The organism is Hydrogenoanaerobacterium saccharovorans (assembly GCF_003814745.1).
GTDB lineage: Bacteria > Bacillota > Clostridia > Oscillospirales > Ruminococcaceae > Hydrogenoanaerobacterium > Hydrogenoanaerobacterium saccharovorans.
The window spans coordinates 111,553-128,959 of sequence record NZ_RKRD01000004.1 but is presented as its reverse complement, the minus strand read 5'-3'; the positions used below and the strand labels follow the sequence as shown (position 1 = coordinate 128,959).

The 17,407-nt window shown below is 41.9% G+C and carries 19 protein-coding genes; 17 read left to right on the top strand and 2 right to left on the bottom strand.

All coding sequences use genetic code 11. The annotated features are described in order from the left end of the window. Positions 1-84 precede the first annotated feature (84 nt). Positions 85-546 (top strand): hypothetical protein, encoded by a 462-nt coding sequence (locus tag EDD70_RS14005; RefSeq protein WP_123811065.1) that lies wholly within the window; start codon positions 85-87, stop codon positions 544-546. Between the two features lie 42 nt (positions 547-588). Here EDD70_RS14005 and EDD70_RS14000 read toward each other — a convergent pair whose 3' ends face one another. Further along, complete coding sequence (locus EDD70_RS14000) at positions 589-1,530, bottom strand: AEC family transporter (RefSeq protein ID WP_092756387.1); 942 nt, start codon at positions 1,528-1,530, stop codon at positions 589-591. A gap of 435 nt (positions 1,531-1,965) precedes the next feature. Between EDD70_RS14000 and EDD70_RS13995 the strand changes: the two genes are divergently transcribed. From EDD70_RS13995 to EDD70_RS13950, 10 genes are all read left to right on the top strand, one after another. After that, entirely contained in the window at positions 1,966-2,232 is a 267-nt protein-coding gene (locus EDD70_RS13995; protein WP_092756385.1) for a hypothetical protein, read from the top strand. A 50-nt stretch (positions 2,233-2,282) separates the two neighbouring features. After that, positions 2,283-2,885 (top strand): hypothetical protein, encoded by a 603-nt coding sequence (locus EDD70_RS13990; protein ID WP_092756383.1) that lies wholly within the window; start codon positions 2,283-2,285, stop codon positions 2,883-2,885. 106 nt (positions 2,886-2,991) lie between these two features. After that, positions 2,992-3,930, top strand: coding sequence for a hypothetical protein (locus tag EDD70_RS13985; protein ID WP_092756381.1), 939 nt, complete (start codon positions 2,992-2,994; stop codon positions 3,928-3,930). Between the two features lie 73 nt (positions 3,931-4,003). Further along, positions 4,004-4,525, top strand: coding sequence for a hypothetical protein (locus EDD70_RS13980; protein WP_092756379.1), 522 nt, complete (start codon positions 4,004-4,006; stop codon positions 4,523-4,525). Between the two features lie 75 nt (positions 4,526-4,600). After that, positions 4,601-5,221 (top strand): YhfM domain-containing protein, encoded by a 621-nt coding sequence (locus tag EDD70_RS13975; RefSeq protein WP_092756377.1) that lies wholly within the window; start codon positions 4,601-4,603, stop codon positions 5,219-5,221. Between the two features lie 434 nt (positions 5,222-5,655). Further along, entirely contained in the window at positions 5,656-6,183 is a 528-nt protein-coding gene (locus tag EDD70_RS13970) for a hypothetical protein (protein ID WP_092756375.1), read from the top strand. A gap of 72 nt (positions 6,184-6,255) precedes the next feature. Next, positions 6,256-6,696, top strand: coding sequence for a hypothetical protein (locus EDD70_RS13965; RefSeq protein WP_092756373.1), 441 nt, complete (start codon positions 6,256-6,258; stop codon positions 6,694-6,696). Between the two features lie 784 nt (positions 6,697-7,480). Beyond that, positions 7,481-7,984, top strand: coding sequence for a hypothetical protein (locus tag EDD70_RS13960; protein WP_092756371.1), 504 nt, complete (start codon positions 7,481-7,483; stop codon positions 7,982-7,984). A 100-nt stretch (positions 7,985-8,084) separates the two neighbouring features. Then, on the top strand, positions 8,085-8,615 hold the full coding sequence (locus EDD70_RS15370; protein WP_092756369.1) for a VanZ family protein: 531 nt from the start codon (positions 8,085-8,087) through the stop codon (positions 8,613-8,615). A gap of 59 nt (positions 8,616-8,674) precedes the next feature. After that, positions 8,675-9,523 carry a hypothetical protein gene (locus EDD70_RS13950; protein WP_092756367.1) on the top strand — a complete coding sequence of 283 codons (849 nt, stop codon included), beginning with the start codon at positions 8,675-8,677 and terminating at the stop codon, positions 9,521-9,523. Positions 9,524-9,599: 76 nt separating this feature from the next. Here EDD70_RS13950 and EDD70_RS13945 read toward each other — a convergent pair whose 3' ends face one another. Beyond that, positions 9,600-10,883: a hypothetical protein gene (locus EDD70_RS13945; protein WP_092756365.1), complete on the bottom strand. Its 1,284-nt coding sequence runs from the start codon at positions 10,881-10,883 to the stop codon at positions 9,600-9,602. Between the two features lie 287 nt (positions 10,884-11,170). Between EDD70_RS13945 and EDD70_RS13940 the strand changes: the two genes are divergently transcribed. Genes EDD70_RS13940 through EDD70_RS13915 form a run of 6 tightly spaced genes read left to right on the top strand, consistent with a single transcriptional unit; the run spans position 11,171 to position 17,379 of the window. Beyond that, positions 11,171-12,367 carry a DegT/DnrJ/EryC1/StrS family aminotransferase gene (locus EDD70_RS13940; protein ID WP_092756363.1) on the top strand — a complete coding sequence of 399 codons (1,197 nt, stop codon included), beginning with the start codon at positions 11,171-11,173 and terminating at the stop codon, positions 12,365-12,367. A gap of 5 nt (positions 12,368-12,372) precedes the next feature. Then, the gene (locus EDD70_RS13935) at positions 12,373-13,059 is read left to right on the top strand and encodes a sugar transferase (protein WP_092756361.1); all 687 of its coding nucleotides are present in this window, start codon (positions 12,373-12,375) and stop codon (positions 13,057-13,059) included. A 13-nt stretch (positions 13,060-13,072) separates the two neighbouring features. Further along, positions 13,073-14,311, top strand: a complete 1,239-nt coding sequence (locus tag EDD70_RS13930) for a glycosyltransferase family 4 protein (protein WP_092756359.1) — start codon at positions 13,073-13,075, stop codon at positions 14,309-14,311. A 43-nt stretch (positions 14,312-14,354) separates the two neighbouring features. Further along, complete coding sequence (locus EDD70_RS13925; RefSeq protein WP_092756357.1) at positions 14,355-15,482, top strand: DegT/DnrJ/EryC1/StrS family aminotransferase; 1,128 nt, start codon at positions 14,355-14,357, stop codon at positions 15,480-15,482. Then, positions 15,482-16,063 carry an acyltransferase gene (locus tag EDD70_RS13920; protein WP_092756355.1) on the top strand — a complete coding sequence of 194 codons (582 nt, stop codon included), beginning with the start codon at positions 15,482-15,484 and terminating at the stop codon, positions 16,061-16,063. Before EDD70_RS13925 ends, EDD70_RS13920 begins: the two co-directional genes overlap by 1 nt. Beyond that, positions 16,060-17,379, top strand: a complete 1,320-nt coding sequence (locus EDD70_RS13915) for a nucleotide sugar dehydrogenase (protein ID WP_341465135.1) — start codon at positions 16,060-16,062, stop codon at positions 17,377-17,379. The genes EDD70_RS13920 and EDD70_RS13915 overlap by 4 nt, the downstream gene beginning before the upstream one ends. Positions 17,380-17,407: the final 28 nt, after the last annotated feature.

Genomic DNA, 17,407 nt, shown 5'->3' with positions numbered 1-17,407 from the left:
ATGAATATCGTTTCGGTTACTTTTATGGATGCACCAGTATCTTTTGAAGGAATTTTAAATCTTACTAGGGAGGACACAAGGACTATGACAAAAACAGATGTGTATAAGGATAAGCAGAGATGCCGGATTGCCGTAAAAACCTTGATTTTTACTTTATTTATCATTGCTTTAAATGGTATATTAAAGATACAATATGCGATTTGGGAGACTCCTGTGGTAGAAGCAACCGTACTGATTTGTCTTCCGCTTATATTTTTCTTTACGTATGCAATCCTTAAGGGGGCATACTTTGTTACGAAAGACAATCATCTGTCTCATTTTTTAAGCTACATGATCATCAGTTTTTTGTTTGCGATACTCAACACGGTTCGAGTTCTGCGCGCTGCTTCAGAAAAAACATTTCAAGTGATTAACGGCGGACAAATGACACACGATGCGAGCTATTTTATTTGGGCAGCTTTCTTTGTTTATCTTATCGTTCTAATCTTGGTAAAAAAGCTGCGGGAACATAAAGTACAACAAGTTCAAATTGATAGTATCCGATAAAACAGAAAAGGGGAGTGTCATTTTCTCCATTCATTCCCCGAACTAAACCGCATTATAGGTGGTGAGCGCAACAAACACCGCCAGTGTGACTAAAACCTGTACCGAAAGGGTTGTGGAGATGTAATCGCCCTCCCGCAGTTCATCTGCTAAAATGGGGGTTGCAAATGAAGCAGGCAGCGCAAAGAACAGACACAAAGCCAAGAACAAGTTTTTATTAAACGGTATCAGCCAAAACACCAGTGCCGAAAATGCTGCCAGAAGCGTGCCCATGATCACAATGCGCAATGCCACCGTGGTTAGTACGGGCTTTACCAGTTTTCTATCCATCGAAAACTCATAGCCAACCGTTAGCATAATCAGCATTCCGGTAGGTGCTGTTACAAATTCTAGGGTATCTGTTAGAATACTGCCTGCTGCACTGTCGGCAATGATGCTGCCCAAGCCGGTGATACCGACTATAATCCCCAACAGCATGCCGATAATGACTTTATTTTTGAAAAAGTTGAGTGCCATTTGCTTGGGTGTGGTTTTTCCGCCGCCAGCTACAATTTGTATCAGTGCGGTGTAGGCAGTAAAAATAAATAAGCCATGTCCAATATCAACGGTAACCAGATGGTGCAGCTGGTCTTTGCCTGCCAGCAAAATAAAAAGCGGATATCCAATGGAGCCTGCCTCGGCACATGAAAGCAAAAAAGGCATGGCTTTGTATTCGCATCGCAGCAGCTTATGTACTAAAACGCCCGCACCCAAAGCAAGCGCCATGCTGAAAAAACCTACTGCCACTAAAAGAATCATCGTGAGATTGTACTCGATTTTATAAAGTGAGTTGAAGAGTACGGTTGGCAGCATGATGTTAAATATGATGGATTTGATGCCTGATAGCCCCTCAAAACTGAGCAGCTTTGCTTTACGGCAAACCAAACCGAGCCCGATTGCAGCAAACACAGGCAGGGCGGTTTGTGCAAGGTGAAGTAATGCTTCCATGTTTTATCCTCCAAAAAAGGGGCGCATTACGCGTCCCTTTTGCTGTTATAAATTCATATTCAATTCAGCATCTATCATATCGTTTTAAAGTGCTGCTGTCAAGATACAATTGGTTAGGATAAACAATTCTCGGAGTTGGAACTGTTATAAAGCACAAATCATCGAAAAACATGTCATATTTCACAGGTGGTATAAGTTGCATAAATAAGTAATAAAGGATGTCACTGCAGCGCTTGCAAACCCTAAATACATATGTAGAATACAAGGAGGATAATAGAGAAATCTATTTTAATGTGCTATGAAGAATAAGCTTTTGGGTGTTTTCATTAGTTTATTGGTTGTAGTGTGTACTGTGCAAGCATCGGCATATAGTGCGCCCATAAAATTCTATGATGACGTAAATGCTCTAACGATGTAAACGGTGGAGATTATCGTTTGTATCTGGCTTTGAAGCTGGAAAACAGAGAGGTGTATTGCATTAAAGCAAACAACTGCGAACCACCCGCATTTATGTTGATAACCGTAGTAAACGATAAAGGGAACGATAAATATTATTTGGATAACCATTCTGTCAAATTCGGAATTGGCAGTTCAAAACAACGAGAAGTTTCGGTTACCTATAACGTGGGGGTAGAAAAGGTCGATTTTCTTATCGAGCAAATCCACTCCGACTATGCGGTTTCATGTAATGTAAAAGAATAACCGAGTGTGTTGCTTTATTGCCTGTAATATTTTAGATGGGAAAGATTCTTATGACAAACCTAAAAAAGAGAACAACCTACACATTCACTTTTATTTTGCTGTTTGCAATTGTTGTTGGCTACATATTTTACAATATTTCTTGTAATCCAACAGAGTTGATTGAAAACCGATACGGACAAACAAAGCAGCTCGGATTAAAGTATCTAAAACCGTTGAAAGAAGTAACGGTAAGCCCGAATGATACGCTTTATTTTTATTACAATGGCAACGGGGATATCAATTGCGCTGTGTTAAAAAGATGGCGGTCGGTTTACAGGCTTGTAGGTCTTTGCCATTCGTTACCGACTCACAGAAATAATAAAAGCAAAGTGACGTTTAGCAGAAATGAAAGCGACAGAATAAAAAAAGGCGAACTAATTGAGCAAATCGGTCAAAGGTCTTTTTACATTGATGATAAATGGTACAATTTTGCATTTGCATACAATCCGCAACTTGCTTCTGTTTATTGGAACGAGACGAAAGCTTCAAGCCTTTACACCCCGGAGGGTACGGTATTTTACTCTGTTTCAGCCGAAAATTTTTCAACCGATGACTTTGTATGTTATTCGCACAACAATAAAGAAATACCCGTTACAATTAAAAGATATCTTTAAAGCGCTAAAACGCAGAAAATAGTAAGCCGCTAAAGAAAAAGGTTTTCTAACTTGAGACACTTTCTGTTGCAGTATGCTCTATTTTTTCTATGGGAGGTGAAACACTATGCAGATTCCAAAAATGTTATCAATTTCGCTAATTTGTTTAGTGGCGCTATCCGCCGCTTCATGTATCAATGTATCATCAAACAATCATCAAGCATCTTCGCCAGCCGCTACGGAAAAGGACAAAAGCACACACAACCAAATTATTTCTGGAGCGCCCAAGTTTGCTATTGATACACTAAACTTTACGCAAGCGAACGGTTATCTGTTCCCTGATAGCGGAGGGAACATCAGCTGGTGGTCCGATTTAAGCTTTTATGGTGAGGTCAGCGGCCGCTTTTCGGCTATCAGCAACGATGAAATTACAGATAAACTCAATAAGTTTTACAAAGTTCCCTCCATTAAAACAGAACAAGGGGATGATATCAGTATTTCTTCTGCAAATTGGCTTGTTTCAGGCAGTGAAGATGGCAAACGCGAATTTTGGTTGAGCTTAAGTTGTACCCTGCCTATTGCTGAACCAACCGTCATTAAAAGTATTGCAATTAATCAAGACGGCGCTCAAGAAAATTATGATACTGGCGAATATACCGTTCATCCGACCAACTATGCGCAAAGTAAATATGGCTTTGTTTCAGAGAATATTATAGATCTTCTCGATACCGCTTCCGATGATATGATAGTAGACTTTAGAATTTCGGTGCCGCAAGAACATGATGAACGCACTTTGTCGTTCGGCGTAACCATATCCGATAATCCCAATGTCCTTTCTGCGGAAGTAGTGGGTTGGAGTTATGACGAAACAGCCACTACTGATGCAAAAGAGTTTTATTCAACGACCAAAACAGAAAAAGAACTGCAATTTTTTAAAATATATGCAGTGAATATCCGCATAGTTACAAAAGTGAAAGATGTTGTTGTTCAGCCGTGTTTCACTGCGTCGTACAATAATAATTCGTATCATGTCATGACAGACCCTTTCCACTACACCCTAGACTAAAAGCAACATTTATGGGACGAACGTCTCTTTAAGTTGAAAGTCTGTTCGCTGTGTAACGTATGGAGGTAGCAAAATGGATTTGGCTCTGCTGAAGATGAAAGGAATGAAAGGGTTAAAAGCGGGTACCATTATCTGTGCTATCCTATTAATTTTCGCAATGATTGTTAAGATAGACAGCCATTTCAGTACCTATACCCCTGTATATAAACAATACCGTGCAATCGTTTTTGATAAAGGCAGCGTTGTTGAAGATGTAACCATTGACGGTAAATTTCTTCCCTACTGGGGTGGGGGAGTCGACCGCTTTGTTGGTAAAATTCAGATAGGTAAATCTGTTTTTGATTTTGATGAAGAAACTTTTTTAGAACTAGACGGTCAAAAATCGAACATGATTAAAACCAAAGACGGCAAAGTTTTTGGAGATTTTTATGTCTATAGAGAATTTGATGCTATAGTTTTTGCCTATTTTGAGCATCAATCAAGCTTGTACGCGGCATCCTCTACCGGTAAAGTGGTTTGTGTGCCTGCACAATCTCAAGAAAATACCGCTACTCTTTATAGTAACGTTACAGGGCATAAAGAAATGTTGAAATAGTAGAACTGGATTGCTTTTTAACAGATGACTTTGACACCGCTCTATAGAATCAAACAGTTTATAAGGAGATTATAAATGAAGAAATTAGAACTAATTCTTATTGCAACAGCGTTCTTATTGACTGCTTGCGGAGCAACGCAAAAAGTTCCTTCTAGTGCTCTTAATTTAACAAATCAAAATTCATCATCTGATATAAATAGCTTTGTTGAACCTGTTCAAACTTCATCTTCTGATTCATCTCAACCTACTAATTTAGACGAGTTAGCTAAACTTTCTTCTGCTATGGAGGGGCAGTTATCCACTATAGACGATTTTGCAACATCCCCCAAAAATAAAAATGATGAAGTAAAGGAGTATTTAGTTCAAATTACAACCACAAAAGATAAACTTTGTTGGGAGACCGCAGACCCTAGCGTCGCGCAAGAGGTAATTAATATCCTCAACAAAAAAGATAGAGAATATCATACATTGCATATAGCCGAAAGTAATTATTCGGTAAACATAAGACAGGGAGCTGAAACAAAATCTTATTTCCTTTGGCTTTATTTCGGTGAGGAAAGTACCGCAATTTTGCAAAATAAAGAAAGAACTAGTATAACAGATGATAATGGTGATACCATCGTGCAAGATGAGATTTGGAGTATTCCTATTAAAGAAAGTAACCAGCTGCGCCAGTTGCTTAAAGAGATTGCATAATTAACAAACCGCCCATAACGTATAAGAAAGGCTGCAAAAAAAATTATCAAATGGACGAAGCTTTTATTAAATTTGCTTATTTTTTATATTGTGTTTTTATCTTTCCAAAGTTTAATATATAAGCAATCGATTGATAATTTATCCTGGACTATGATGGTTGTTTTCACGGTAGTTACGGTTTTAACTTATTTCTGTATTCTATTATGGAGGACGAAAAAGTAAGTACATCAATATATTTTGTACTATTTGCTCAAGTCGTAAAAATAAATGTGTGCATTCATACAAAAGCAGAAAAATGTGTAATGTTTGCTATGTAATAAAGGTTACCTATATGTACACGTATAAAAGAAAGGACAAGAGGGTGATACCAATGGTTACTTTAATTCGTGCATTGAGCAAAAGATGTACTTATTAAATCTAAGGAGGATAAATTTATGAAAAACATTTATTTTAAAAGAATTACTGCGATTGTAGCATTACTGGCCTTGGTAATCTCTTTAGGTACAATGAATGTATTTGCTGTTGATAACAGTACTAAGTCTAGCCCAGTTGTAATAGGTGAGTTCGACGGTCTTTTAAGCGATTGTTTAAATTCTAATGAGTCTATGCCACATACATTGGCAGCGGTAGCTAATGTTCGTATAAATTCATATGCTACATATGATAAAGATAATGGCATTCAAGTAAAAGTAAAGTTGTATGTTCCTTTTTTTGATTTTCCTAAACCTAAATTTACTTCAATGAGCGGAACTGTGACGGTTGACCTGAACAATGATGCAGACACAACTTCATTTTTTGAAACAGCTAATGAAGAATCTACGATAGAATCTGATGTGGATACTGGTGTTAAAGGAAATAAGGGCGATAAAGGTACTGTATCTGTATCAGGTGTCGCTACAGCTAGCAATGCATTAGCCGGAGGTGGAGCATTTGCAATTTCATATCCAGTAACAATACCTTAATAATCTAATTTAGAGAGAAAGTATATTTTAGGAGAGTATTTTAATACTCTCCTAAAATCAAGGGTAAAACGAATGCTCAAAAAAATAATCTTATTAATATTTCTGCTTACATTTAACATTATTTGTACTGGGTGCAATTCAGCAGAACACAATGACATCTTAATCGAAAACCAATGGAAAATGGAATTCATCAGTGATTTAGATGGTAATATTTTGGTAACAAATTTAGAACAAACTAATCTCGCCGAGGATGTGCGAGATATGCGACTTTCTTTTAGTAAAGATGGTACGGTTACATTGAAAGACTTGACGAATGGTGAAGATTTGTCCGGAACATATACCTCTGAAAAACTTGATAATTCTATTAAATTAGAAGTTGATTTTGAGGACAAAGATAACATTTTAGGCACGTGCGGTCTGAGAGAATATGGAAATGGCGAAAAACTCTATTCTATTGTTTTGAATTCAGAAGATAAGATTTTATCTTTTATACAAACAAAACAAAGTGAATAAAAAGATTCGAAATCCTGTTTCTTGCTGCCTAACGTTTTACTATACGTTTATACTGTATTTTACTTATCCATAAGGAAAAAATAATAATTGAGAATTTTTTTTGATTGCAGCATATTGGGTCATAAGTTATATATATTCTCCGATTGCTTTCATATCTCCCGCATTTTTTGATTTTACACCCAAACAGTCCTTGCTTTATATCCTAATCGCCTATCTGCCGTATGGGTTGATGACTGCAATTTGGAAGCAGTATAATAAGCGACACCCTGAGCAGCCTTTGATAGAAACTCGGTTTGAACAATTCTTATAACATCATCATTTCGCGGTATATTCGTTCTTATTCATTTTTGTTCTACTTGTAAGAATGATTGTTAAATTCAAATTTTAACATGTAATTAAACACCCCCGCAGTGCAAAATGCAGTGCGGGGGCTCCTTTATCTCTACAGTTCAATTTTAACGCCGGCAATGCTTCTTTCTGATTTATACTCGGAATAACCGCTTATGTATTCCAGCTCTTTAAAATATTCCAATATCGTTGTGGTGTAGGTGTGGAGTTTTTTCTACACTTTGTTTGCTTCATTGCTTGTACCATTTGCCTAAAGTGCAGCAAATAATATGAGCATCCACACAAAAATAAAACATTTCTGGAAAAAGTGTAATATTTGTCCTGTAATAAAGGTTACCTATATGTACGCTCGTAAAAATATGAATAAGGGGTGATACCAATGTGGGTAAAATCTATAAGTAACTAACGAAAATGAAGAGAATAGGAGACAAATCAAATGAAAAAGTTTTTAAGTGTTTTGCTAGCAACGGTAACTTTGTTTACTTTTAGCTCTATTACATTTGCAACTGAAATTAAAATGCATATTACTGAAGGAGATACATTAAGTTTATCAGAACAGGAAGAAGGGGAAGCTTCACTCAATAAAATTTCGCCAAGAATGAATAGTGATGGAACATTCGAGTTTGAATATTCTTCACCCTCTTCTGATTACCCTAATTGTTATATACAATCAGACAAGTTTACGCTGAATACATCTTCTCCGCGTATTAATATGACTATTAATAATACATCTGATTTACCTGACAAAAAAGCTTATCTAAGACTATATGGAAAAGGCTGTGGCCTTTTTGGTAAAAAAATCAGTTGGAAAACAGATGGAAAAGAATATGGATATACGTTTTCTAATCTAAAAATAGGGGAAGAATACTACTTCGTATTGGACCTCCCGTATTATTGCGAAGGTTATGGAGAAGTTGTCGGTATCGATAAGGTTCTATAAACTACACCTCACTTAATATATAAACGTTATTAAGCCATGGGGAAACTTCGATAAGTTGGTTTTCCCATGGCTAAAGTGTTTATCTTAAAGGATGTGAAGTATGAATACAATTACAAATGAAAAACACCAAAAATATACCAAAATATTGTGGGCGCTCTTTCTAATCTATATTATTGTAGTGCTTATTGCACTATTTATTATAAAAAATTTAGAGCACCGTATTTTATACGATTATTTCGACAATTCAATTTTGGACGGTCAACCTAATCGCAGCTATCTACAGCTATTCAACTTATTTCCAATGAAAAGTATTAGTAAGTTGTTAAATAGCGTTTATGATCATACGTATCCTATACGGATATTGCGTAATACTCTAATACGTCCAATTATCGGTTTCTTACCTTGTGGTTTTTTTAACTACCTTTTGTTTCCTAAAAAAAGATTTGTAACAACTTATGGTATTTTTCTGCTTGCTTTATGTACGATCTTCATTATAAGAGTGTTTCTTTTAATTGGATTTTTCAATATTGATAAAATTTTACTTTGCTCATTAGGTTATGTTATAGGATATAAAATTGCACATTGGATAAAACTGTTGGGCAACTTACTTTTGACAAAGATTATAAAATAATCATTAGCGGACTATAAAATTGTTTTTAGATTCAAAGAAGTACTCTTAGGATGGTGAATATGAAAGTATTTTTATGCGGGATGATGGCATTCATATTGTTAACCGGTTGTGCCCCCAAAACGGAAACCTCCACTCTGGAGTCTGTAAATAATGATTCTTCCGTTTCATCGAGAATAGAATCATTTTCTGTATGTTCCTCCGATTCATCGCTTGAAAAAGTAGAAGAAATCCCTATCATTAGCAACCCTGAAGAAGTGCAGCAAAACCCCAATGTAGATAAGTCCGTTATTGGTAAGGATATTGGGGAAATCTGTGTACAGGTGGTTGATAAAAACAACATCCCAGTTATCAATGCAAAGATTACCATACCATCAACAGACAAAATGTTTATGGATACTGTTCTTTATACGAACGCGTTGGGGCAGACGAAACTAAATTGGCCTGATGCAGAGTATTGGCCATTTACATATGGCCAATACTCTGCGCACATTAAAATGAAACGACCAAGCGGACTTACTCCTGTGGAAGAAGATGTAATTTTGCATATTACCCACGATAATGCTAAAAAAGCTGTAATTTTAATGCTCCAAAATGTAACAACTGCGGCTGAATTAAAAAAGGCAGAACCTCACGTAGAAATTACTGTTTTGGATGCACAGGGTAATGTACCACCTTTTTCAACATGGCTTCGTGCAGATGTGATAGGTGCAAAACATTTTTTACAAGATGAAGAGTTTGATTATGAGGGGTATATTGATAAGGATGGAAAAGTTTATTTTTCCGATATGCCTGAGGGCGAATATAATCTCTATGTTTTAGAGAATGGTGGCGGTTGTATTGAAAGCTTTACATTCACTGTCCCCGAATATGAAACTGTAACCGAGTTGAATTTTAAGCTGAGTGCATAAAAGTTTTAATTTTGTATTACATACATCATAAAGGAGCCCCCGCACTGCATTTTGCACTGCGGGGGCTCCTTTATCTCTACAGTTCAATTTTAACGCCGGCAATGCTTCGTCCGGATTTATACTCAGAATAACCGCTGATGTATTCCAGTTCTTTAAAGTATTCCAAAATCGTTGTGGTGTAGGTGCGGATGCGCATTTTGCGCGTTTTGTTCGCCTTCGCATCCCCCAGTTCGGAATAGATGGACGAATACAAAATGGTGTTGGATTTGATACTGTTGTTCTTATTTTTCATCAGCTCGATGCGCTGTAACAGATAAGTTTTCAGCGGTATGGTGGTGGCGTTGTTGTTGATGGGCGCGCTGAGCAGCGAGATAGGCACACTGGCAAGCTGCCGCTTCAGCTTAGAATAGGTGTATAGTGGGGGATTGCTGAGCAGCTGAAATACCTCGGTTTTTTTGCCGTTAACCACCGCCGTTACTTTATTGAGGGGCAGAAGATACCCCTCAATTTTCATGTCCGAAATTTCAATCATTTCGCCGTCTGCACCGGGGATGAACTGTGCCTTGTTTTCTTCGGTGAGGTCGATGTTAATCATGAGTCGGCGCATTTTTTCTAATTTGCCGTTAATTTCTTCAAATAACTGCTCGTCCACGGTGGGGTTTTGTTTGCCCGTCATCGCGTGGTAAAGCATGGGGATGGAAAACACTGAGTTGCCGCTTTCGAGCAGGGAAGTAACGCCGTTGATGATGCTTTTATCGTAGGTAGAAAGCACCGTACCGCCCTCGATGCGCATATGGTCGGGGATATCGAGTGTGACGGTGGTTTTGATGGGCTGATTTCCGCGCGTGCCCACTTTGAGCTGATTGTTGTCGGTAAGCGCAGGCAGCTGCCCTGTAATAGCATCGATCTGCATAATGTACTTTTTCGGGCGGATTGCCTGAATCGACGGCAGCATCTGTCGTATGGGAGGCACTGCAACATCCAGCAGACGGCTCAAATCGTCCAGTGGTTCGGAATCGGGGTTGGTAGAATCAAACAGCGACAGAAAAAAACGGCGTACATCTTCAGGCAGATGCCCCACAAACTGGTAGTAGCTCTTGGTGGCATCCATAATCTTGCCAACCAAGCGGTTGTATTCTTCTTCACTGGCATTGCCCTCGTCTATAGCAAGGTCTTTGTTGCTTTCCGAAAGGCGCGTCAGATGCTCGCTGAAATCCAGTGTATACTGGGTCATTTCTTCTCTGCCGTATTTAATAATCAGCGCCTGAATACGAATACTGTTATCATCTGCAAATAAGTCCGCAATGCGGGCACCTTCATTCATCAGTTCCTGTTCGCTCATCAGCTTTCCATTATCCAAATAAACACTCCCATTTCCATTCCCTTATAAGTTCTAGTCTAATGAAAAACAGGTGACATGTCAACCGCGGTAAATAGGTTGTCAGTGCCGTGTTTTGCCACTTTATCCGATAAATTTTGGTATTTGTTTAATATGCTGTAAGTTTTGGTTTTATTATAGATAGAATGGAGAAAATAAAGGATAGTTTTTATTGAAAAATGAGGGTTGCTGTGGTAAAGTTATTAGACGAAGAATGCAAAATAGTTTATAATGATAAAGTGAGAAAATGGAGAAAACGAGGTCAGCACATGAACATTAAATTTTCACCTCCGGATATTGGAGAACAGGAAATACAAGAGGTTATTGATACGCTTCGTTCCGGTTGGATAACGACCGGCCCAAAGACAAAAAAATTCGAAAAAGAAATTGCCGCTTACTGCCATACCGACAAAGCGGTGTGCTTAAATTCGCAAACTGCGGCAGCCGAACTGGTGCTGCATGTCCTCGGCGTTGGGGCGGGGGATGAAGTCATCACCTCGGCTTACACCTATACTGCAACGGCGAGTATTATCTGCCATGTGGGCGCTACCCCTATTTTTGTAGACACTGCGCCCAATTCTTACGAAATAGATTACGATAAACTGGAAGCTGCCATCACCGAAAAAACAAAAGTGATTATCCCTGTGGATATCGGCGGTGTACCCTGCGACTATGCCCGCATTTATGAAATCATCGAGCGCAAAAAGCATCTGTTCCGCCCCGCCAATAAAATGCAAGAGGCATTCGGGCGCATTATCATCTCCACCGATGCGGCGCATTCGTTCGGTTCGTCGCGCGGCAGCAAAATGAGCGGTGAGCTCGCCGATTTTTCAAGCTTTTCGTTTCATGCAGTCAAAAACCTCACCACGGCAGAGGGCGGCGCCGTCACATGGCTGCCCATCCCCGGCATTGATAACGAAGAGCTGTACCACGAATTCATGCTGCTTTCTCTGCACGGCCAATCGAAAGATGCGTTGGCAAAAACACAGCTTGGCGCATGGGAGTACGACATCGTCGCGCCTTACTATAAATGTAATATGACGGATATCATGGCGGCAATCGGCTTGGCACAGCTCGAACGCTACGATTCCATCCTCAAACGCCGCCGCACAATTGTTGAGAGTTACGACGCGGCGCTGAAAAAGCTGCCTGTTGAAGTATTGCAGCACTACTCCAATGATGCCTGCGGTAACGGCCACCTCTATTTAATGAGGCTGATTGGCAAAGATGAGGCATACCGCAACGAATTCATTATAAAAATGGCACAGGCTGGCGTTGCCTGCAATGTGCATTACAAACCCCTGCCCATGCATACCGCTTACAAAAAAATGGGCTTTGACATCAAAGATTACCCCAACGCCTTTGCGATGTACCAAAACGAAGTCACTCTGCCTTTGCATACCCTGCTTACGGATGAGGAGGTTGCCTACGTGACCGACACCGTAGAGAAGATCCTGCGGGGGTAAACAGAATGATGCTTTTGGATTGGGAGCGGCTGCCGCAGAGCATGCAAAACGATGCGGTACAGCCGTACTACGATGCGCTTAGCAAAAAAAAGGTTAGCTTATTCTGTAAGCGCGTTTTCGATTTTATAGTGGCACTGGTTCTTTTGATTGTACTTTTGCCGATATTCCTGCTCCTTGCACTGCTGATTAAACTGGATTCACCCGGGGCGGTGATGTTCCGTCAGGTGCGGGTTACCCGTTACGGCAAGGAGTTTCGCATCTATAAATTTCGCACCATGGTGCAGAACGCCGAAAAATTGGGCACGCAGGTTACCAGCAAAAACGATGCCCGCGTAACACGCATCGGCGGTTTTCTGCGCAAGTTCCGCCTGGATGAACTGCCCCAACTGATCAATATCCTGCTGGGGGATATGAGCTTTGTGGGCACACGCCCCGAAGTACCGCGCTATGTAAAGCAGTATACCGACGAAATGCTTGCAACACTGCTTTTGCCCGCGGGGGTTACATCGGAGGCAAGCATTCGCTATAAAGATGAGGACAAGCTGCTGACCGACGCCGAGGACGCGGACAAAACCTATGTGGAGCAAATACTGCCCCAAAAGATGCAGTACAACCTGCACAGCTTGTTGGAGTTTGGATTTGCGAATGATTTAAAAACAATGATCAACACAGTAACGGCGATTTTTTCTTAAAAGGAGCAACACTTTGAATATTTGGATTTTAAATCATTATGCTATTCCGCCGTCTTTGGGCGGGCTTACCCGTCACTACTACTTTTCGAAATTCCTCGGCAAAAAGGGGCACAAGGTACGAATCTTTACCTCGAGTATGATTCACAATACGAAAATCAACATGGTTGAGGGCAAAGAACTGTACCGCGAAAAAATCACCGACGGCATCGAGTACACTTTTGTGCGCGCGGGTGATTACCATGCAAACGGGTTTTCGCGCATCAAAAATATGCTCGATTTCCCACTCAACCTTTGGCGGCTGCGCAATACATTTGAACGCCCCGATGTGATATACACCTCGTCGCCCGATTTGTTTGCCGCCTTTGCTGCAATTCATATCGCAAAACAAAAAAAAGTGCCTTGTGTGGTAGAGGTACGCGACCTGTGGCCCGAATCCATTATCGAATACAAGGGCATCTCGCGTAAAAACCCTGTTATTATAGTTTTGCAGCAGTTGGAAAAATGGATTTACAAAAAAGCCGATCGCATCATTTTTACGATGGAGGGCGGCAAAGATTACATTATACAGCGTGGATGGCAGAATGAAATTGACCTTGAAAAAGTGTACCACGTCAACAACGGTGTGGATATCGAGGAATTTGACCATAACCGCGACAACTGCCGTTTGGAACACCCCCAACTGCTGAACCCCGGTACCTTTAAAGTGGTATACACCGGCTCGGTGCGTATGGTAAACAACCTAAAGCCGCTTGTGGATGCAGCAAAACTGCTGAAAGAACGGGCAGGGGAGAACATACAGTTTTTGGTTTACGGCGACGGCAACGAACGCGAAGAATTACAGCGCTATGCAAACGAGATTTCTGCCGACAACATCGTCTTTTTGGGGCACGTCGATAAAAAGTACATCCCGTTTATTTTAAGCCAAAGCAACCTCAACTTAATCCATGTAAAACAAACCGATATTATGCGGTTTGGGTGCAGTTTAAATAAGCTGTTCGATTATCTCGCATCGGGCAAACCGATTCTTTCGGATTTGGTATGCCGCTACGATTTGATTGAGCGCTGCGACTGTGGTGTGGTGATAAAGCAACAAACAGCCGCCGCCATTGCCGATGCGGTGATGGATTTTTACAGTGCAGACAAAGAAAAACAAAATCGGTGGAGTGCTAACGCAAGGCAGACAGCGCTCGAATACGATTACCCTGCTTTAACAGCAAAACTCGAGCAGGTTTTGTGTATAATAAAAGAATAGAGCCTATTATTAACGGTAAAACGAGAAAAGCGAGGAACCGACTATGCAGTTTATTGATTTAAAGGCACAGTACCACGCGTTAAAAGGTGAAATCGACGCAAACATTCAAAAAGTTCTTGATCATGGACAGTTTATCATGGGTTCTGAGGTTGCGCAGCTGGAGGCTGAGCTTGCCGAGTTTACGGGCGTGCGGCATTGCATTGCCTGTGCAAACGGCACCGATGCACTGCAAATGCTGTTTATGGCATACAACATCGGGCAAGGTGATGCGGTATTCTGCCCCGACATCACCTTTATTGCCAGTGTAGAACCCGCCTGTATGCTGGGTGCAACACCGGTTTTTTGTGATATTACAGCCGATACTTACAACCTTTGCCCCGTCAGCTTAGAGCGGCAAATTCAGGCGGTGTTGACAGAGGGCAAGCTGAAGCCAAAAGCAGTGGTTGCGGTAGATTTTCTCGGCAACCCTGCCGATTACGATGCCATTGAGGCAATCTGCAAAAAATACAACCTTACCTTGATTGTGGACGCGGCACAAAGCTTTGGTGCACTGTATCACGGGCGTTCCACCTGTGCCATCGGCGATTGCGCAACCACGTCGTTTTTTCCTGCAAAACCGCTCGGCTGTTACGGCGACGGCGGCGCCGTGTTTACCAATGACGATAAACTTGCGGAGCTTTGCAAGTCCATCCGCGTACACGGCAAAGGGGACAAAGGCAAATACAGCAACGTCCGCATCGGGCTGAACTCTCGTTTGGATACGATACAGGCGGCAATTCTGCTGTCCAAACTGAAAGCGCTCAAAACCTACGAGCGTGACGCCCGCCAAAAAGTGGCACAGCGTTACAATGCGGCGTTTGAAAGCAGCTTTACCACTCCTTATATCGCGCCCGATTGCCTTTCGGTTTACGCGCAATATGCATTGCTCGCGCAAGACAGTACCACACGCGATGCCGTATTGGCACACCTAAACGAAAAGAAAATCCCCAATATGGTATATTACCCCATACCGCAGCATGCGCTGCCGGTGTTCGCCAATGTGCCAAGCCATCAAGAAACCTTTCTCAATGCGATGGACTATTGTGACCGCACGTTCTCGCTTCCGATGCATCCGTACCTCGAAGAAGCAGAGCAGGATACCATTATTCAGGCTGTGCTGGAGGCTCTGTGATGGAAAAGGCTTATTTTGTGCATGAATCCAGCTATGTGGACGATGGCTGCGAAATCGGCAAAGGCACAAAGATTTGGCACTTTTCGCACATCATGGGCGGGTGCAAAATCGGCGAGCACTGCAACATCGGGCAAAACGTGGTGATTTCGCCCGGTGTTGAGTTGGGCAACGGTGTAAAGATACAAAACAATGTTTCGGTTTACACCGGTGTTGTGTGCGAAGACGGCGTATTTCTCGGCCCGTCGTGCGTTTTTACTAATGTCATCAATCCGCGTGCGTTTATCGAGCGCAAAAATGAGTACCGCCAAACCCGCGTAAAGCAGGGGGCGAGTATCGGTGCAAATGCCACCATCGTATGCGGGCACGACATCGGCACGTATGCGTTTGTGGGTGCGGGCAGTGTGGTAACCAAAACCGTGCCCGACTATGCTCTTGTTTACGGTTCCCCTGCACGGGTGCACGGCTATGTGTGCGCGTGCGGAGAAAAACTTGATTTTTCTGACGGCAGAGCGATTTGCTCTGGCTGTTTGAAACAATATAGATTCAATGAAAAATCCAACGTTGAGGAGATAAAAGAATGAGCATAAAAGACACATTAATCAAAAAGATAGACGAAAAAAGCATCGTCGTAGCCGTTGTAGGGTTGGGCTATGTCGGTTTGCCGCTGGCGGTAGAAAAGGCAAAAGCAGGCTTTAAAACCATCGGTTTTGACGTGCAGGCAGAAAAAGTAAGACTGGTAAACCAGGGGCACAACTACATCGGTGACGTGGTGGACAGCGACCTTAAAGAAATTGTGGAGGCAGGAACGCTCTCGGCTACCACCGATTTTTCGTTTGTAAAGGATGCCGATTTTATCGCCATCTGCGTACCCACACCGCTGGATGACCATCAGCAGCCCGACATAAGCTACGTGCGCGACAGCACGATTGCAATCTCGAAATACCTCAGCAAAAACACCATGGTGGTGCTCGAATCCACCACGTACCCCGGCACCACCGAAGAACTTATCAAGCCACTGCTCGAAGATGGTTCGGGGCTGAAATGCGGCGAGGATTTTTACCTCGGCTTTTCGCCCGAGCGTGTCGACCCGGGTAACCTGATTTATAAAACAAAAAACACTCCCAAAGTGGTTGGCGCTATTGGCGAAGATGCTGTCGAAGTCATTTCGCGCATGTACCGTGCGGTGCTGGAGGGCGACGTAAAAGAGGTTTCTTCCCCGGCCGTTGCAGAAATGGAAAAAATCCTCGAAAACACCTACCGCAACATCAACATCGGGCTCGTCAACGAAATTGCCATCCTCTGCAACCGTATGGGCATCAATGTGTGGGAGGTTATCGACGCGGCAAAAACCAAACCCTATGGCTTTCAGGCGTTTTACCCCGGCCCCGGCTTGGGTGGTCACTGCATCCCGCTTGACCCGTACTACCTCTCTTGGAAAGCACGCGAATACGGCTTTCACACCTCGATGATTGAAAGCTCGATGATGATTAACGACCGTATGCCCGAATACTGTGTCGACCGTGCGGGCAAAATCCTCAACCGCTTTAAAAAGGCGCTCAACGGCTCGAAAATCTTAATTTTGGGTGTTGCTTACAAGCAGGATATCGATGATTACCGCGAGAGCCCTGCACTGCGTGTAATTGAAGAGTTTGACAAAACAGGCGCGCAGATCGATTATTTCGACCCGTTTATCCCCGAGTACAAATACAAGGGCGCAAAACACAAGGGGATTGCGGCAATTGATGCAAAAACAATTGCAAGCTACGATTTGGTGGTGGTTACTGCCGCACACACCAATGTGGATTACGATATGGTGGCAGAACATGCCGTTGCGGTATTCGACACCAAAAACGCGATGAAGAATGTGAAAAACCGCGCGAAAATCGAACTGCTGTAACTGCAAGGAGTGGTAACCATTAAAGTTT